This is a genomic window from Stenotrophomonas sp. Sm10 (assembly GCF_030985515.1).
GTDB lineage: Bacteria > Pseudomonadota > Gammaproteobacteria > Xanthomonadales > Xanthomonadaceae > Stenotrophomonas > Stenotrophomonas hibiscicola.
Genome location: NZ_JAPTFO010000006.1, coordinates 53,823 through 71,093 on the forward strand (window position 1 = coordinate 53,823; position 17,271 = coordinate 71,093).

17 protein-coding genes and 1 pseudogene are annotated in these 17,271 nt (G+C 66.1%); 13 read left to right on the plus strand and 5 right to left on the minus strand.

The annotated features are described in order from the left end of the window. Positions 1-50: 50 nt before the first annotated feature. Positions 51-794: a FadR/GntR family transcriptional regulator gene (locus O0J15_RS03105; RefSeq protein WP_021202377.1), complete on the plus strand. Its 744-nt coding sequence runs from the start codon at positions 51-53 to the stop codon at positions 792-794. A 740-nt stretch (positions 795-1,534) separates the two neighbouring features. Here O0J15_RS03105 and O0J15_RS03110 read toward each other — a convergent pair. From O0J15_RS03110 to msuE, 3 genes are read right to left on the minus strand one after another with little or no spacing between them, the layout of a single operon-like run. Continuing rightward, positions 1,535-2,563: a methionine synthase gene (locus O0J15_RS03110; RefSeq protein WP_308305060.1), complete on the minus strand. Its 1,029-nt coding sequence runs from the start codon at positions 2,561-2,563 to the stop codon at positions 1,535-1,537. Positions 2,564-2,605: 42 nt separating this feature from the next. After that, positions 2,606-3,583, minus strand: coding sequence for a DUF1852 domain-containing protein (locus O0J15_RS03115; RefSeq protein WP_111098471.1), 978 nt, complete (start codon positions 3,581-3,583; stop codon positions 2,606-2,608). A 57-nt stretch (positions 3,584-3,640) separates the two neighbouring features. Beyond that, entirely contained in the window at positions 3,641-4,228 is a 588-nt protein-coding gene (msuE, locus tag O0J15_RS03120) for an FMN reductase (RefSeq protein WP_155029573.1), read from the minus strand. A 75-nt stretch (positions 4,229-4,303) separates the two neighbouring features. Here msuE and O0J15_RS03125 point away from each other — a divergent pair, with 75 nt between their 5' ends. From O0J15_RS03125 to O0J15_RS03145, 5 genes and pseudogenes are all read left to right on the plus strand, one after another. After that, complete coding sequence (locus O0J15_RS03125) at positions 4,304-5,218, plus strand: LysR family transcriptional regulator (RefSeq protein ID WP_021202382.1); 915 nt, start codon at positions 4,304-4,306, stop codon at positions 5,216-5,218. Continuing rightward, positions 5,218-6,102: a methylenetetrahydrofolate reductase gene (locus tag O0J15_RS03130; RefSeq protein ID WP_308305061.1), complete on the plus strand. Its 885-nt coding sequence runs from the start codon at positions 5,218-5,220 to the stop codon at positions 6,100-6,102. The genes O0J15_RS03125 and O0J15_RS03130 overlap by 1 nt, the downstream gene beginning before the upstream one ends. An 88-nt stretch (positions 6,103-6,190) precedes the next feature. Continuing rightward, a complete protein-coding gene (locus O0J15_RS03135) occupies positions 6,191-6,718 on the plus strand; it encodes a DUF6622 family protein (RefSeq protein WP_308305062.1) in 528 nt (175 codons plus the stop codon). A gap of 166 nt (positions 6,719-6,884) precedes the next feature. Continuing rightward, entirely contained in the window at positions 6,885-7,322 is a 438-nt protein-coding gene (locus tag O0J15_RS03140; protein ID WP_308305063.1) for a hypothetical protein, read from the plus strand. A gap of 78 nt (positions 7,323-7,400) precedes the next feature. Next, positions 7,401-7,658: pseudogene (locus O0J15_RS03145) on the plus strand (hypothetical protein); the annotation flags it as partial. Positions 7,659-7,739: 81 nt separating this feature from the next. Here O0J15_RS03145 and O0J15_RS03150 read toward each other — a convergent pair. Continuing rightward, entirely contained in the window at positions 7,740-8,642 is a 903-nt protein-coding gene (locus tag O0J15_RS03150) for a LysR substrate-binding domain-containing protein (protein WP_308305064.1), read from the minus strand. Positions 8,643-8,751: 109 nt separating this feature from the next. Between O0J15_RS03150 and O0J15_RS03155 the strand changes: the two genes are divergently transcribed. From O0J15_RS03155 to O0J15_RS03175, 5 genes are all read left to right on the plus strand, one after another. Further along, complete coding sequence (locus tag O0J15_RS03155; RefSeq protein ID WP_308305065.1) at positions 8,752-9,873, plus strand: 4-oxalomesaconate tautomerase; 1,122 nt, start codon at positions 8,752-8,754, stop codon at positions 9,871-9,873. A 75-nt stretch (positions 9,874-9,948) separates the two neighbouring features. After that, the gene (locus O0J15_RS03160) at positions 9,949-11,007 is read left to right on the plus strand and encodes an ABC transporter substrate-binding protein (protein WP_111098466.1); all 1,059 of its coding nucleotides are present in this window, start codon (positions 9,949-9,951) and stop codon (positions 11,005-11,007) included. A 13-nt stretch (positions 11,008-11,020) separates the two neighbouring features. Further along, on the plus strand, positions 11,021-11,854 hold the full coding sequence (locus O0J15_RS03165; RefSeq protein WP_014647218.1) for an ABC transporter ATP-binding protein: 834 nt from the start codon (positions 11,021-11,023) through the stop codon (positions 11,852-11,854). Next, entirely contained in the window at positions 11,838-12,614 is a 777-nt protein-coding gene (locus O0J15_RS03170; RefSeq protein WP_005409726.1) for an ABC transporter permease, read from the plus strand. Before O0J15_RS03165 ends, O0J15_RS03170 begins: the two co-directional genes overlap by 17 nt. Positions 12,615-12,741: 127 nt before the next feature. Continuing rightward, positions 12,742-14,175 carry a porin gene (locus O0J15_RS03175; RefSeq protein WP_308305066.1) on the plus strand — a complete coding sequence of 478 codons (1,434 nt, stop codon included), beginning with the start codon at positions 12,742-12,744 and terminating at the stop codon, positions 14,173-14,175. Positions 14,176-14,203: 28 nt separating this feature from the next. Here the strand turns inward: O0J15_RS03175 and O0J15_RS03180 are convergent, their stop codons facing one another. Next, a complete protein-coding gene (locus O0J15_RS03180; RefSeq protein ID WP_099487185.1) occupies positions 14,204-15,451 on the minus strand; it encodes an arsenic transporter in 1,248 nt (415 codons plus the stop codon). 298 nt (positions 15,452-15,749) lie between these two features. Between O0J15_RS03180 and O0J15_RS03185 the strand changes: the two genes are divergently transcribed. After that, positions 15,750-16,931, plus strand: a complete 1,182-nt coding sequence (locus O0J15_RS03185) for a serine hydrolase domain-containing protein (RefSeq protein WP_308305072.1) — start codon at positions 15,750-15,752, stop codon at positions 16,929-16,931. A 106-nt stretch (positions 16,932-17,037) separates the two neighbouring features. Then, positions 17,038-17,250: a hypothetical protein gene (locus O0J15_RS03190; RefSeq protein WP_100478162.1), complete on the plus strand. Its 213-nt coding sequence runs from the start codon at positions 17,038-17,040 to the stop codon at positions 17,248-17,250. Positions 17,251-17,271 lie beyond the last annotated feature (21 nt).

The following is a 17,271-nucleotide window of genomic DNA, read 5'->3' on the forward strand; positions in this document are numbered from 1 at the left end:
GGTGGCAGGGCAGGGACCCGGAAGGAATTGAATTGCCAAGGGTCAGCCGCATGTCCGCCAACCGCCTTTACCAGACCATCGCTGCCAAGCTCCGCAAGCTGATCGAGGACGGCGAATTCCCGCCGGGCTCGCGGCTGCCGGGCGAGCGCGAGCTGGCCGAACGGTTTGGCGTCAGCCGGGTCACCATCCGCGAAGCGGAGATTGCACTGGAGGCACAGGGCTGGATTGCAATCCGTATCGGTTCGGGCGTGCACGTGAAGCCACGCCCGACGCAGGCGTCCGGCGGGCTGCCGGATGTCAGCGCCTTCGACCTCACCGCTGCCCGCGCGGTATTCGAGGCCGAGGCCGCCGCTCTGGCGGCAAGCAATCTGGATGATGCCGGCATTGCCGAGCTTCAGGCGTTGGCCGAAGCGCTGTGCCGTCGCGACCTGAGCGACGCGGAAGCCGGCGAGTACGACCGCCGCTTCCACCTGACCATCGCGCGCCTCTCCGGCAACCCGGTGGTGGAGTTCTTCGTGCAGCAGATCTGGCGCATGCGCAGCGAGTTGCCGCGGGTAACCGAAGTCTATGCGCGGGTCTGCCATGATGATGGCGCCAGCCGTGCCGACGAGCACATGGCCATCTTCGAAGCATTGCGCGCACGTGATCCGGTGGCCGCGCGCAATGCGATGCGCCATCACTTCCAGCGCCTGTTCGAGGCCATGCTGCAGGCGACCGAAAGCCAGGCGCTGGAGGAGATCCGCCGGCGCACGCAGCAGGATCGTGAACGGTTCCTGGCCACGACGCGGATCTGAACGACGGAGCGGACACCGGCCGAGCGTCTGCGTGCCGCGACCTGGCCAGCGCCGGGGGTAATGGCTGTTGCATCGTTGAGCATGCCGGCGGGTGATCGCCGGTGATGTGTCATGCCAATGATGCATGCCGGTGCCGAGAGGGCAGCGACCATACTGCACCGTTGCGTTTCCATTGAACGATTCACGGCCGCGGCTACGTGCCCATTCGAATCTCATCCCCTGCGACGGCAGCCCGTATCCTTCCTGCATGCATTCCTTCTCCGATCTTCGCGGTCTCCCGGCAGTCCACGCGTCCTCCGGCTGGGTGCAACGCGGTGAGCGCTGGGATCTATGGTGGAGCGGCCGCATCGTGGCCAGCATCGTCCCGCACGCATTGCTCGGCTTCCAGGTGTACCTGGATGCACGCAGGATGTCCCCGGCCAAGGTGGTGCACGCGGTGAATGCGCGGCAAGCCCGGCGCTATGCCGAGCGCTGGTGCGCGGCTCGGCTTTGCCCCCGGTTGCGGCTGCGCGACGCGGTCGCCTGTCTTGTGGGCGCCGCGCCTTCGGCAGGCGCGGCGCGGCCGCCGCCGCTCACACGGGAGCAGCGCCAGCAGGCGCGCCGCCTGGCCGAGGCCGGGACAGGGGAGGTGGCACGCATCAAGCAGGCGCTCGCACCGCGGCAGCCTGCCAGGCCCTTGGGGCAGTTAACGTGTCAGGCGTGGTCGGTACCCGGCAGGACGCCCACAGCCCTGGCAAGCGCTACGCCGAAAGCTCCTCACGCACGATCCTGGCCCCTTCGCTGAGCGCGCGCAGCTTGCCCCTGGCCACGGTGCGGGCCAGCGGCGCCATGCCGCAGTTGGTGCTGGGGTAAAGCTTGTCGGCATCCACGAACTGCAGCGCCCTGCGCAGGGTGTCGGCCACTTCTTCCGGTGTTTCCACCGCGCTCGAGGCCACGTCGATCGCGCCTACCATCACCTTCTTGCCACGGACCAGCTCGATCAGGTCGATCGGCACGTGCGAGTTATGGCATTCCAGCGAAATGATGCCGAGGCTGGAGGCCTGCAGTTTCGGGAACGATTCCTCGTACTGGCGCCATTCCGATCCCAGCGTCTGCTTCCAGTCGGTGTTGGCCTTGATCCCGTAACCGTAGCAGATGTGCACTGCTGTCTCGCACGTCAGCCCTTCGATCGCGCGCTCCAGGGCGGCCACGCCCCAGTCGTTCACTTCGTCGAAGAACACATTGAAGGCCGGCTCATCGAACTGGATGATGTCCACGCCGGCCGCTTCCAGCTCCTTCGCTTCCTCGTTGAGGATCTTCGCGAACTCCCAGGCCAGCTTCTCCCGGCTCCTGTAGTGGGCGTCGTACAGCGTGTCGATCATCGTCATCGGGCCGGGCAGCGCCCATTTGATCGGCTGCGCAGTCTGGCGGCGCAGGAACTTCGCATCCTCCACGAACACCGGCTTCGGACGGCTCACGGCGCCGACCACGGTGGGCACGCTGGCATCGTAGCGGTTACGGATGCGCACGGTTTCGCGCTTTTCGAAGTCAACGCCGCTGAGATGCTCGATGAAGGTAGTGACGAAGTGCTGCCGGGTCTGCTCACCGTCGCTGACGATGTCGATGCCCGCGTGTAGCTGTTCCTGCAGCGACAGGCGCAGCGCATCCTGTTTGCCTTCAGCGAGGCCTTCGTCCTGCAGCTTCCAGGGCGACCAGAGCTTTTCGGGTTCTGCCAGCCAGGACGGCTTGGGCAGGCTGCCGGCGGTGGAGGTGGGGAGCAGTTTCTTCATCGGTGTCGGGTTGTCCTGGTATGCGAAGGGGAAATCGATGGATCAGCGCGCAGCCCACTGCTCAAGCACGGCGCGGTACGGCTTGATGAAGTGTTCTTCGGTGAACCGGCCCTGCTTGACCGCCAGCTGGCTGCGCTCTTCGCGGTCGTAGACGATGCGGGTGGACGAGTAATCCTGGTGCTTCAGGCTGGGCTGGTAGACCTTGCCGGCCACGGAATTGGCGTTGTAGATCTCCGGGCGGTAGATCTTCTGGAACGCTTCCATCGTGCTGATGGTGCCGATCAGCTCCAGGTTCGAGTAGTCGCCCAGCAGGTCGCCCTGGAAGTAGAACGCCAGCGGCGCGACGCTGCCCGGCGGCATGAAGTAACGTACCTGCAGGCCCATCTTGTCGAAGTAGTGGTCGGTGGCGGAGAACTCGCCCTGCCGGTACTCCACGCCCAGGATGGGGTGATGATTCTCGGTGCGGTGGTAGGTCCTGCTGCTGGAGACGCTGATGCAGATCACCGGCCCCTTGCGGAAGCTGGCGCGGTAGGCGTCCGATCCCAGGAAGTGCTTGAACAGCTTGCCATGCAGGTCGCCAAAGCCTTCCGGAAGACCGAAGGTGGCCTTGCCCTCGTTGCTGGCCGGCAGCACCACGCTGAAATCATAGTCACGCACGTAGGACGAGAAATTGTTGCCGACGATGCCTTCGGTACGCGCGCCGGTCCGCGTGTCGACGATGGTCGGTTGCAGCACCTCGATCAACGGAAACGGATCGTTGCCGTCGGCGCCGTCGATGTGCATCTCCACCGAGATGATGTCCAGCTCGACGGCATAACGATCGGCGCTCGGGTTGTCCCAGTGCGCCAGGTCGTTGAAGCGGTTGTTGATCATGCTGAGGGTGTTGCGCAGGTTTTCCCGCCGGGAAGCGCCGCGCGCCAGATTGGCGAAATTGGTGGTGATGCGCGTGCCCTCGGCGGGCTGGTAGTCCTCGTTGAAGGGGATGCGCGTGATGCTGAAGGTGAAGGTGTCGTTCGTCATGGGCGGCGTTCCGTGATGCGGGGTGACATCCGGATGCGGGGCTAGCGCATCCGGCATTCAGGGTGCTGCGGCAGCCTCGAGGGCGGCGACGGGATGGCGGGCCAGGGCCAGCAGTGGCATGGCTCGGTGGACCGCCAGTCGAGCGCGCTCGATCAGCGGTTCGTTGTGCACGCGGCCGTCGGCGAAATCGCGGTCGGTGGCATAGACGCCCAGCGGCAGGGTGCGGGCCTGGAAGAAGCTGAAGAGCGGCCGCAGCTGGTGATCGATCACCAGCGCATGGCGCTCGCTGCCGCCGGTCGCGGCCAGCAGGATGGGGGTGTCGACCAGCGCATCCTGGTGGATGAAGTCGAAGAAATGCTTGAACAGCCCGGTGTACGAGCCGCGATAGACCGGCGTGCTCACCACGAGGACATCGGCCTGCTCGACGGCAAGCAGCTGGCGCTCGACAGCCTCGGGCAATTGTGAGCGCCACAGGGCGCCGGCCAGCTGCGGGGCGAGCTCGCCGAGCTCGATCAGATGGTGTTCGCAATGGACGTCGTTGCCGATCACGCCCAGCAGATGCTCGGCCAGGAGGGTGGCCCGCGAGGGGCGCTGCAGTCCGCCGGACACGGCGACGATACGGAGAGGGCGGTGGGATGAAGGCATGACCCGATCCTAGTCATGCCTTTCCATGACGTAAAATGGTATTACTTCACCTATCCATGAGTGAGATTCATCGTCATGCTGGAGCGCATCCACCTCAGCATCGTGCAGCAGGTCGAGCAGCAGGGCTCGCTCACCGCCGCCGCCGGCGTGCTCAACCTGACCCAGTCGGCGCTCAGCCACAGCATGAAGAAGCTGGAGCAGCAGCTGGGTACCGAGGTCTGGCTGCGTGAGGGTCGCAGCCTGCGGCTGACCCAGGCCGGACAGTACCTGCTGGCAGTGGCCAACCGGGTGCTGCCGCAGCTGGACCTGGCCGAGGAGCGCCTGCGCCAGTTCGCGCAGGGCGAGCGTGGCGCGCTGCGCATCGGCATGGAGTGCCATCCCTGCTACCAGTGGCTGCTGAAGATTGTCTCGCCCTACCTGGCGGCATGGCCGGACGTGGATGTGGACGTCAAGCAGAAGTTCCAGTTCGGCGGTATCGGCGCATTGTTCGGCTACGAGATCGACCTGCTGGTTACCCCCGACCCGCTGCTGAAGCCGGGCCTGAAGTTCATTCCGGTGTTCGACTACGAACAGGTGCTGGTGGTGGCCGGGAACCATGCCCTGGCCAAGGTGGACCACGTAAAGCCGCGCCAGCTCGGCCAGGAAGTGCTGATCAGCTACCCGGTGCCGTTCGAGCGCCTGGACATCTACAACCAGTTCCTGCTGCCGGCCGGCATCACGCCGCGGCGCCACAAGGCCATCGAAACCACCGACATCATGATGCAGATGGTGGCCAGCGGCCGCGGCGTGGCTGCCATGCCGCGCTGGCTGGTGGAGGAGTACGCCACGCGCATGGACGTGGTGCCCGTGCGCCTGGGCGCCAAGGGCATCCCCAAGCAGATCTACCTGGGCGCGCGCGAGGCCGATACCGGTATCGACTACCTGCAGGCCTTCATCGAACTGGCCCGCAACAGCTCGCCGCTTGCCGGCAATGCACGCGAGGCGCGCTGATGCCGGCCGGTACCTCAGCGCACGCGGAAGCCTTCATCAACGCCTTTTCACTGGAAGTCAGCGCGAAGGCCATGCCCGCGCTGCGCGCCGAGGCGGATCGGATCCCGCGCGGTACGGTCATCTCCATTCCCTGGCTGGCCAGCGAGGATGACGACGCCCGCCTGGCCGCCGTGCGCACCGTGCGCGCGCTCGGATTCGAGCCGATGCCGCATCTCTCCGCGCGGCGCATCGGGTCACGCACAGCGCTTGAACGCTTCCTGGAGCGCGCCACCAGCGAAGCCGGGGTCGAGCGTTGCCTGCTGATCGCGGGCGACCTGGCCACGCCCGCCGGACCGTTTGCCGACAGTGCTTCAATCATCCAGACCGGTCTTCTGGAGCAATACGGCATCAAGGTCGTGGGTATCGGCGGCCACCCGGAAGGGCATCCGGCAATGAGCAGCGAAGAACGCTGGCAGGTGCTTCAACGCAAATGCCAGGGCATCGAAACGCGCGGCATGGCGCCAGTGATCGTCACCCAGTTCGCCTTCGATGCCGATCTCGTGCTGGCCTGGCTGGATGCACTTCGCACGCGTGGCATCACCGTTCCGGTGCTGGTCGGTGTGCCGGGCCCAGCCAGCATCTCCCGTCTGCTGCGCTATGCCGCGATGTGCGGCGTGGGCGCCAGTGCATCGATGTTGGCCAGGTATGGCATCTCGATTGGCCGGCTGCTGGGAACGGCGGGGCCGGAGGTGTTCGTTGATCGCCTGGTGAAGGGGCTGACCAGCGCCCATGGCCCGGTCAGCCCGCATTTCTACCCGTTCGGCGGTGTTGCACCATCGCTGGACTGGATGGCGCAGTACCGGCAGCGCATTTCCAGTGCCCGCAGCGTAATCCCCGAAGGCTGACAGCTGTCACTGGCTGCAACCGGGGCGGAAGCGAATAGTGAGCACCAAGGCGAGCGCACCTCGCCGCCACTCACCAAAGGGTTCGCTCATGAACATGCTCCAGCACCTCGCCTCGCAGACGCCGTTCTGGGTCTGGCTGCTCCTGGCCTTCCTGGTCACCCGTGGCATCGCCGCCATGAAGCCGGCCGAGACCTCGTTGCAGAAGCTGGCGATCGTGCCCGCCCTGTTTGCCGTCTGGGGCGCGTGGTCGATCAGCCATCGCTTCGGCGCGTCGCTGATCGCGTGGAGCGAGTGGCTGGCCGGCATCGCCACGGGTGCGGCGCTTGCCTGGCTGCTGCTGAATCGATTGAAGCTGACGCTGGACCGCAGCACCGGCAAGCTCTGGCGCAGCGCGGACTTCAGCCTGCTGCCGCTGCTGCTGGCCACCTTCCTGGTGAAGTACGGCTTCGAAGTTGCATTTGCAGTGTCGCCGTCGTTGGCCGCCCATGCCGGTTTCAGTGCCGCCTACCTGCTGCTGACAGGCGGGTTCACTGGCATCTTCGTCGGCAAGTACGCCCGCTACCTGGCCTCGCTGCGGGTGGATGCGGCGGGCAAGGGACTGGAAACCGCAGGTTGATTGACCTGGTAGTGCCGGCCGCTGGCCGGCTTCCCCAGGCAGGGTTGTGCGGAGCTGGCGCAGACGTCACGATGAACCATGCGGTGGGCGGATTGTACTTCGCAGCTTGGCACGTCAGCGTAGTGGGTACCGCCAAGGTTCAGACAGGTCGAATGAAGGCTCCAGAATGAAGATTCTGATCTCCTCCCTCACGCTCCTGGGCTTGGTGGTTGCGGCAGGAATCGTTTGGATAACGTATCCAACCTCTCTCGAATCTGAGCTCAGAACCTTCCGCTCACTTCCACCAGAAACATTCAAGATGCTTCGCGACGATGCGATTGCCTTCGCTCGGGCGAACGCATCGAAAGGCATTACCATCGAAGCAGGCCCCCCGCAATCGAGCGTGTTCGAACTGCGGTGCAGACAGGTTCGATTACTCCTGGTAGAGAACGGGCATGACCCGCTCGCCCTCGATATCTTTGGGTACGCAGACCGACGTGCGCCAGGCATTGCCAAGCTTCAAGATCAGATGACATCGAGACTGATCCCGGAGGGTCAGCCCGGCAAAGCCCGGCCCGAGTTCTGGAGAGCCCTCGGGACTGGAGGCGCTCATCATGAAGCATAGAGACGGCATCGATGTCGCGCAGCAGTGCCATTGAATCCAGGGGCGATTGAAGTGCGCCAAACGCATTGATCTCCTGACTTCGAATCCGTCGCACCTTATGCACGCCGCCTGATTGACCAGGTGGGCGTGGCCGACGTCGATGCCACCGATGGGCCGCCACCGGCGGTGGCTCTGCAGCAACAGCGCGGTGCCAGCAATGCGCGATCATCGGTGGGTAGCGTGAACACGCTGTCCAGTCTGGTGCGCATGATGTACTCGCGGGCAGGCGCTTACCCGGCCAACCAGCCCATGCTGTATGCCGAGGACTTTTCGCCCAATACGCGGCGGGGGGCGTGCGTGCTGCGCACCATCGAGGCGAGCCTTTGGTGCGGATCCAGACCATGACATGTCGGTCAGACGCCCAGCGCCTTAGACGTCTTAGACGTTCCCGCGCCACTGGCTCATCAGCATCTGAAGAAACCGCTCGGCGGTGGGCGAGAGCAGGGCGCCCCTCCGGCGGACGATGCCGATCGTGCGTGACACCACAGGGTTGCCGATCGCGCGCGTCACCAGGGTGGGGTGATTCCCATCTGGCGTAGCCATCTTCGGCAGCACCGACACCCCGATGCCCGCCTCGACCATGCCCAGTGACGTCGACAGGTGGGTCACTTCGTAGTGCCAGCTCAACTTGAGGTTCTCGCGCGCCAGCGCACCATCCAGCAGCGTGCGGTTGCCGCTGGTGCGATGCACGGTGATCAACTGGTGCTCGGCCAAGTCGGCCCATTCCACTTTGCGCTTGCGCGCCAGCGGATGATCGCGACGGCACGCCAGCACGAACGGGTCCTCTGCCAGTACGTCGAAATCGAGATTCGGATCGTTGGCGCCCATGAAGTTGATGCCGAACTCGACTTCGCCACGCTCCACTGCCTGCAGACCCTCCGTGGCCGGGATATCCAGAATGCGGAAGCGAACGTTCGGGTGCGCTTCGTGGAAACGCGCCATCACGCTGGGCAGGAAGTAGAACGCCGCCGTCGGCAGGCAGGCGATGGTCACTGTCGCGCCGCGGGTGTCTTCGCGGCCGCGCAGCGAGAACAGTGATCCATCGAATTCCTCCAGCATGCGGCGCACCAGTGGCAGCAGGTTCTCGCCGACAGCGGTGGTACTGACGCTGCGCGTGGTGCGCTCCAGCAGCGGCGAGCCCACCGCCTGCTCCAGTTTCTGGATCCGGCGGCTGAGTGCGGGCTGGGAGACGTGAAGGATTTCCGCGGCCCGATGAAAGCTGCGTGTCTCCGACACCAGCAGGAACGCACGCAGATCGAGGATTTCGCAATTGATGCTCATTAGGTATCAATCATCCAAAAATCAGCAATTCACAGATCAATTGGGGTCATGCCAGTATCGAATCACAGAGGGGTCATTCATCCCCTATACGCATCAATCTAGCACACGTATGTCCAACGATCTGCTCAGCATTCCCTGCGTGCTCATGCGCGGCGGCACCTCCAAGGGCCCGTTCTTCCTGGCCAGCGACCTGCCGGCGGACACCGCCGAACGCGATCGCCTGCTGCTGGAAGTGATGGGCTCGGGACATCCGCTGCAGATCGACGGCATCGGCGGTGGCAACGCGCTGACCAGCAAGGTGGCGATCATCGACCGCTCCAGCCGCCCGGACGCCGATGTCGACTACCTGTTCGCCCAGGTACGGGTCGAGCAGCAAGTGGTGGATACCTCGCCCAACTGCGGCAACATGCTGGCGGCCGTAGGCCCGTATGCCATCGAGCGTGGGCTGGTGCAGGCGCAGGATCCGCAGACCGAAGTGCGCATCCACAACGTCAACACCGGCAAGTTGATCATCGCCACGGTGGAAACGCCGGGCGGCAATGTGGCCTACCGCGGTGATACGCGCATTGCCGGCGCGCCGGGCTCAGCCGCGCCGGTCAGGCTGTCCTTCCTTGATGCGGCAGGCGCCCGCACCGGCAAGCTGCTGCCCAGCGGGCATGCGCAGGAAACCATCAATGGCGTGCCGGCCAGCCTGGTGGACTGCGCCATGCCGATGATGCTGGTGCGTGCCGAAGACCTGGGCGTGCGCGGTGATGCCTCGCCCGCCGAACTGAACGCGGACGCGGCGTTCATGCGCCGGCTGGAAGCGCTGCGCATCGAGGCGGGCGCCCGCATGGGCATCGCCGACGCCGGCAACAAGGTCATTCCCAAGCCGGTGCTGCTGTCGGCGCCGCAACACGGCGGCGATCTGCAGGTGCGCTATTTCATGCCGCACCAATGCCACACCGCACTGGCCATTACCGGCGCGGTCGGCCTGGCCACCGCCGCCGTCACGCCGGGCACGCTGGCCCACACTTTGGTCGGATGCCGGTCCGTTCCCGGCAGCATTACCCTCGAACATCCGAGTGGGGCGCTGGAGGTGGGCCTCAGTCGCAGCTCGGGCGATTCGCCGGTGATTGCCAGCGTGGTCCGCACCGCACGCCGCTTGTTCGAGGGGCGCGTGTACGCGACTTCGCCCGCGCCCGCCACGGCCAGTGCCACCCAAGCCCGCCAATGGACGTCAGCGGCATGATCTGAACCCGGACGGGCCTGCGTAGACGCGCATGCCCGCCATTACAACGTAGATGCTTCACTCCTGGGAGGGATGATGTACAAGCAGTTCTTGATGGCCGCGCTGTGCGTGGCCGGGCTGGCCGCGGCCGGATGCAGCAACAGCGGGCGCGTGGAAGGCGCGGCCGCCGGCAGCAGCGACAACGCACCGGTGCGCATCAGCGTCGGCTCCTACAACCTCAACAACCTGCCGTTCTTCATTGCCGACGCCAAGGGCTACTTCAAGGACGTCGGCCTGCAGGTGAAGACCGAGAACTTCGCCCAGGGCGGCTCCAAGGTGCTGCAGGCGCTGGTGGCCAATTCCACCGACGTAGCCGTCGGCTTCTACGACCACACCATCCAGATGCAGGCCAAGGGCAAGGACGTGGTGGCCTTCGTACTGCTCTCGCGCAACTCCGGCCTGGTGATGGCCGGCCGCGAGGATGCCACCTTCGATCCGGCGCGCCCGGAGACCATCAAGGGCCAGAAGGTCGGGATCACCGCACCGGGCTCCTCGTCCGACTTCTTCGTCCGTCACTTCCTCGCCCAGCACGATATTCCGGCCGACAGCATCTCATTGATCGGGGTCGGCTCGGGCGCCGCAGCAGTGGCCGCGCTGGAGCAGGGCAAGATCGACCTGCTGGTCAACTATGATCCCGCCGCCACCCTGATCACCGAGCGCAAGGTCGGCAGGATCCTCCTCGACGCGCGCAGCGATGACGGCGCCCGCCAGGTCTATGGCGGCCTGTACCCGACCTCGGTGATGTACGCCAACCAGAGCTTCCTGGACAAGCGCCCCGAAGCGGCCGAGAAGATCGCCCGCGCCGAGCAGATGGCCTTGAAGTTCATCGCCGACAACAGTGCTGAAGACATCGTCGCTGCGCTGCCGGACAGCTACGTCTCCGGTGACCGCGCCACCTATGCCCGCGCGGTGGAGAACGCGCGCGCGATCTTCACCCGGGACGGTCACTTCACGCCTGCCGATCTGGAAACACCGCTGAAGGTGCTGCGTGAGTTCAACACGGATGTCGCCAAGGCCGATATCGATCTGTCCCGGACCTACACCAATGCCTTCGTCGAGCGTGCCAACGCTGCGGCGCCGGCTGCCCAACCGTAAGCGGAGGTAACCCATGGCCCTCAATGCCACCGTGCGCCAGTTCAATGGCGCGCCGCAGCTGGAGCCTGCACAGACCATGGTCGCCATCAACAAGGTGACCATGTCCTTCGGCGAATTCACCGCCGTACGCGATGTCGACATCCAGGTGGGTGACGGCGAGTTCCTTGCCATCGTCGGGCCGACCGGCTGCGGCAAGAGCACCATCCTCAATTCCGTGGCGGGCCTGCTGAAGCCGTCGTCGGGCCAGGTCAGCATCGATGGCCGTGCCGTCAGCGGCGTGCAGGAGTCGGTCGGCTACCTGTTCCAGCAGGACGCGCTGCTGCCGTGGAAGACCGCGTACCAGAATGTTGAACTCGGCCTGCGCTTCCGTGGTGTGCCCGAGGCCGAACGCAAGGCCAAGGCCAACGCTTGGCTGGCCAAGGTCGGCCTGGCCGGCTTCGAGCATCGCTACCCGCACCAGCTGTCCGGTGGCCAGCGCAAGCGCGTGCAGATGGCCCAGGCGTTGATCGTCGAGCCGAAGGTGATCCTGATGGATGAGCCGTTCTCGGCGCTGGACATCCATACCCGCCACCTCATGCAGAACGAGCTGCTGCGGTTGTGGCAGGAAGACCGGCGCTCGGTGATCCTGATCACCCACGACCTGGAAGAAGCGATCGCCCTGGGCGACCGCGTGGTGGTGCTGTCCTCCGGCCCGGCCAGCCGCGTGGTGCGCAGTTTCGATGTGGATCTGGAACGGCCGAGGAACGTGGCCGAAATCAAGCTGGATGACCGTTTCACCGACCTGTACCGCGATATCTGGGCCTGCCTGCGCGGCGAAGTGGAGAAGAGCTATGCACGCCAAGACTGACAAGTTCATCCAGCTCGCGCTGGTGGTCGCCGTTTTCGGCGGCTGGGAAGGCGGTATCGCGCTGGGCGTGATCGATCCGTTCTTCTTCCCTTCGCCAACAGCGATCGTGCAGCAGGCCTGGACCTGGCTGTCCGATACCTCGTTCTATCAGCATGTCTACATCACGCTGACCGAAACCGCGCTGGGCTACATCATCGGCACCGGCCTGGGTGTGGCCGGCGGCGTCTGGCTCGGCCTGAGCCGCCGCTCGGCACGCATCCTCGATCCCTTCATCAAGGGCTTCAACGCGATTCCGCGCGTGGTGCTGGCGCCGATTTTCGTGCTGTGGCTGGGCCTGGGGCTGTGGTCGAAGGTGGCGCTGGCGGTCACGCTGGTGTTCTTCACCACGTTCTTCAATGCCATGCAGGGCGTGCGCGAGGTGAATCCGGTGGTGCTGGCCAATGCCCGCATCCTGGGGGCGAGCCGCAGCGACCTGCTGCGCCATGTCTACTTCCCCGCAGCGGCGAGCTGGATCCTGTCTTCGCTGCGCACCTCGGTGGGCTTCGCGGTGGTCGGCGCGATCATCGGTGAGTACCTCGGGGCCTCGGCGGGCCTGGGTTACCTGATCGCGCAGGCCGAGGGCAACTTCAATGCCGTGGGTGTGTTCGCCGGCATCATCATCCTGGCCGCCTTCGTGCTGGTCATCGACGCGCTGCTGGACGTGGTCGAGAACAAGCTGATCACCTGGCGTCCCAACGCGCAGGCACAGGCCACCAGCTGACCGGGCCGGGCTGAGCCCGCCTGCCGCGCCGCCGGGCCGATCCGGCGGTTCCTCCCCCGATCTTCCCCCGCACCACCGCAACAGGCCAGCGCCGGGCCAGGCGGCCGGCTGGCCGGAGAGAGAGCCCATGAACCATTCCACCGTGCTGCCGCTGGCAGCGCTGTCGGTCGCGCTCGGCCTGCTGTTGACCAGTGGCCATGCCGACGCACAGTCCACGTCCTCGCTGCCCGCGTCGCTGAGCCAGGCTGAGCTGTCACGCCTGGTGCAGCAGCAGGCACTGCAGATCCAGCAATTGGAGGCGCGCCTGCGTGCCGTGGAGGGCGGGCAGGGCAGTGCGGGCGCACCGTCAACGCCGCCCCCACCTGCGCTGGAAACGCGGGTGGCCGCACTGGAAACCAGCCAGTCCAGACTGCCGAAGGTCTCCTGGGCCAAGGGTGCGCCGGAGTTCAGCAGTGCCGATGGCGCCGTGGCGTTCCGTCCGCGCGGACGCCTGTTCGTCGACGCATCCAGCACCGACGGATCCTCAGTGAGTGACCGCAATATCTCCGGTACCGAGATCCGCTCGGTGCGACTGGGCGCCGAAGGCCGCTACGGTATCCTCGGCTGGGCAGTGGAAGGTGACTTCGCGGACAACGCGGTGGCGTGGAAGTCGGTCTACGCCACCGTGGAACACCGCCTGTTCGGGCTGCCGGCCGACCTGACCGTGGGCAACCGCCTCAACGACCGGGGTATCGACGGCTCCAGCAGCACGTCCAACACGCCTTTCCAGGACCGAAACGTGGTCGGCACGCTGATGCTGCCGCAGCGCGGCCTGTTCGGTGTCGGCCTGACCGAGCGCGTGTACGGCAAGGACTGGCATGCCAGCCTGTCGGTGGCCGGCAACGATCTCAACAACGCCGGCACCGACAACGACAGCCAGACCTGGGCCACGCGCGTGCACTGGAACCCGGTGGCCAACGACGCGGTCACGGTGCACCTGGGGGCCTGGGCCTTCCACGAGGAGATCGCCGCAGGCGCCAGCGGCGTCGTCCGCAGTTCGGCCATCGCCGGGCACTTCAACGACCTGGTAAAGATCGCGCCGGGCACACTGCTGGGCGCCGAGCGCAGCACGGCCTATGGCGCGGAACTGGCAGGCATCTTCGGGCAGGCCTGGGCGACCGGCGAATGGGGTACGCGCAACCTGCGCGGGGCCGACGCCGGCGGGCACTACGATCTGGACCACGAGGCCTGGGCGATTTCGGCTGGCTGGTTCCTGGCCGGTGCAAGGCCGGCCTATTCGGGCAAGGCCGGCACCTGGGGCCGGGTCAAGGTGGCCGATCCTGTCACCCGCGGCGGCGCCGGGGCATGGGAACTGAAAGGGCGCTACGAGGACGTCGACTATGCCGAGCTGCCCAGTGGCGGTACCGGCCACGCGTGGACGCTGGGTGCGAACTGGTATCTCAACGACTTCAGCCGCGTGATGTTCGAGGCGATCCGTTGGCAGACCCGCAACCGCAGCGGCACCGGCCAGGGCAGGGATGAAGGCAGCACCTTCAACACCCGCCTGCAGGTGGCCTTCTAGCTAGCAGCGCATGCCGCTCGCGCGCCGATCAGAGCAGCAGCAGTGCTCCGATCAACGCCGGCGGCATCACCAGCGCGCCGACACGCAGGAAGTCGAGCGCGCTGACATGCTCGCCCTCGCGGCGCAGCGCTACCAGCCACAGCATCGTGGCCAGCGAACCGGTGACCGACAGGTTGGGCCCCAGATCCACGCCGACCAGCAATGCGGCACGGGTCTGCGCCGGCAGGTCGGCCATCTGCCCCAGCGAACCGGCGGCCAGGCCGACCGGCAGATTGTTGGCCACATTGCTCAGCAGCGCAGCCGCGCCACCGGCCAGCCAGCTGGCCTGGCGGGGAGATGCCTGCGCCACGGCCTGCAGCGCGCTGGCCGCGGTCTGGATGACACCGGTCTGCGCCACCGCTTCCACCAGCACGAACAGTCCCGCCACCAGCGGCAGCACACCCCAGGACACGTGGCGCAGCAGTGGCAGCGGGCTGCGCCGCTGGCGGATCGCCACCACCGCCACACTCAGCGTGCCCGCGCAGAACGTGGTCAGGCCCAATGGCCCGTTCAAGGCGGACGTGACCAGCAACACGGTGCCGGTGAACAGCACGCCCAGTGCGCTCAGTCGGCCGCCGTCGGTCAACGGGCGATGCACCGGCGCGGCCACCAGCGGCTGGGCGATCTCGCGCCGGTGCACCCAGCGCAGGACCAGATAGGTGGCGCCGATCGCCGCTGCCGACGGCAGCGCGAACTGCGCCAGCCACTGCAGCAGCGGCGGCATGTGCTGGCCGTACACCACCAGGTTGGCTGGATTGGAAATGGGCAGCACGAAGCTGGCCGCATTGGCGATGAAGGCACAGACGAACAGGTAGGGCAGGGGATTGGCGCGCGCCGCCTTGCAGGCGGCGTAGACCGCCGGCGTCAGTACTACGGCCGTTGCATCGTTGGACAGGAACACCGTCACCAGCGTGCCGACCAGGAACACCAGGTCGAACAGGCGTCGCCCCGATCCGCCCGCATGCCGCACCGCGTACAACGCCAGCCAATCGAACAGGCCTTCGCGCCGCGCCAGTTCGGCCAGCACCATCATGCCGACCAGGAACAGGTAGACGTCGCGGCCTTCGGCCACCGCGCCCCATGCGGTATGCAGCGACACCGCGCCCAGCAACGGCAACAGGGCGGCAGCGCCCAACGCCCACACATATTCGGGGATGCGCAAAGGACGGAACAGCAGGCCGATGGTAGCAACGGCAACCGCTGCCCAGATCACGAGGGGGGCTTGGGGGGCGAGCATGGAGTGGGGCTTCAGCGGCACCTGCAGCGACCCCGGCGCAGGGGGGGGGCCTGGCGCGCGCGATCAGCGGATGGGCGGCCGCTGCAATCATCGCAGGTTCCGGGTCGCCGCATCATACCGTGCGGCGCGGCATGGCGACCGCTGCCGTCGACCGCGTTGCAGGTGGGCCGGGGGCGGCGCCCAGCCCACGTTCAGCACTCAAGCGGGCCATGACTTCAGGCACTGCAGTGTGACTACACATGTAGTCACGCTACGCACACACTCATTGGACGAGATTGCGATGCCAAGATCCTGCTGGTTGTCCTGCGCCCTGGCCCTGGTGTTCGGCATCGCCGGGCCCAGCCAAGCGGCGACACGTGCCGATGCCCTTGCCGCGATCGAGCGCAACGCGCGCGCCGCGCATTCCGATGCGGTCCTGGTGATGCACGACCGGGAGACGCTGCTTGAGCTGAAGCCCGCCGCGGGGCAGGAATCGGTTCACCTGATGTCGGCCACCAAGTCGGTCGTCGCGCTGGCCATTGCGTTGCTGCTGGACGAAGGAAAGCTGGCTTCGATCGATACGCCGGTCAGCCAGATCTATCCCGAATGGAAGCAGGGCAGGAAGAGCGCCATTACCGTGCGCATGCTGCTGGACCATACCTCGGGCCTGCAGAACGTGGCGAACGCGGGCGAAGAGCTGGAAGGGGCCCCGGACCTGGTCAAGCTGGCACTGGCCGCCGAGCTGAGCGATGGCCCAGGTACCGTGTTCTCCTACAACAACAAGGCCACCAACCTGCTGCCCGGTATTGTCGAGCGCCTGGCAGGCGAGCCGCTGGATGCCTATCTGGACGCGCGCCTGTTCAAGCCCCTGGGCATCGCCCACTACACCTGGATGAAGGATGAGGCAGGCACCCCGCTGGGCATGGCCGGGCTGTCCCTGCGCGCGGCCGATCTTGCCTCCATCGGGCAACTGTTGCTGGACGGAGGCGTGGCGCCGGATGGCAAACGTCTCCTGAGTGAGCAGTCGGTCGCGTTGATGACGACCGAAAGCGCCCGTGCGCCAGATGTTGGGCTGCTGTGGTGGCGGGTACCGGCCTGGGAACGCTACCAGCTCAAGCCCCGGCTACGGGATCTGCTGGTGAAAAGGGGCGTGGACGACGACGTACAGCGCGCACTGCAGGCCAGCGCAGGGCGAGTATTCGACAGCCGCAGCGCACTGGTCGCCTTCCTCGCCAATCAGCTGGGCGCGGATTGGTCCCAGCGCTACGCCAGCCAGATCTCCGCGCGCGGCCTGAAGCTCGCCGATCTCTACGACATCACACGGGGACCGGTCGTCGGTTTTGCCGCCAACGGCTACCTGGGCCAATACCTGATGATCGTCCCGGGACAGCGGGTGGTCGCCGTGCGTCTGGTCCACCGGCGCGACACCCACAGCGCTCCACAGGACGACTATCCCTCCTTCTTCGCCGATGTCCTGCAGTTGGCGCGGACACTGCCATAGGCCCTGTTGTCATCATGTCCACGCGCTCTGAACATCCTCCTGGAGCGTTCTTCACTGTCGTGGCGCCTAAAGTGGGATGACATCTTGGCCGCACACTTACTGAAGCATGTTTGATTATCAGGACTGGACCTTCCACGCCAATGGCCGAACGGTAGTGGCGCGGGTAGCGCTGGACGGCGACGGTGGCGGTACCATCAACCGCTACCAGCTGGTGCCGGGGCCGGCGCAGTCGGGGTTGTGCATCAAGGTCGCCTCCCAGGACGAGGCCGCGCAGAAACTGGAGGCCGAAGTGACGAAGCTGCTGGGACCGGTGTGGTAGCCACTACGCCATGCGGCCGCG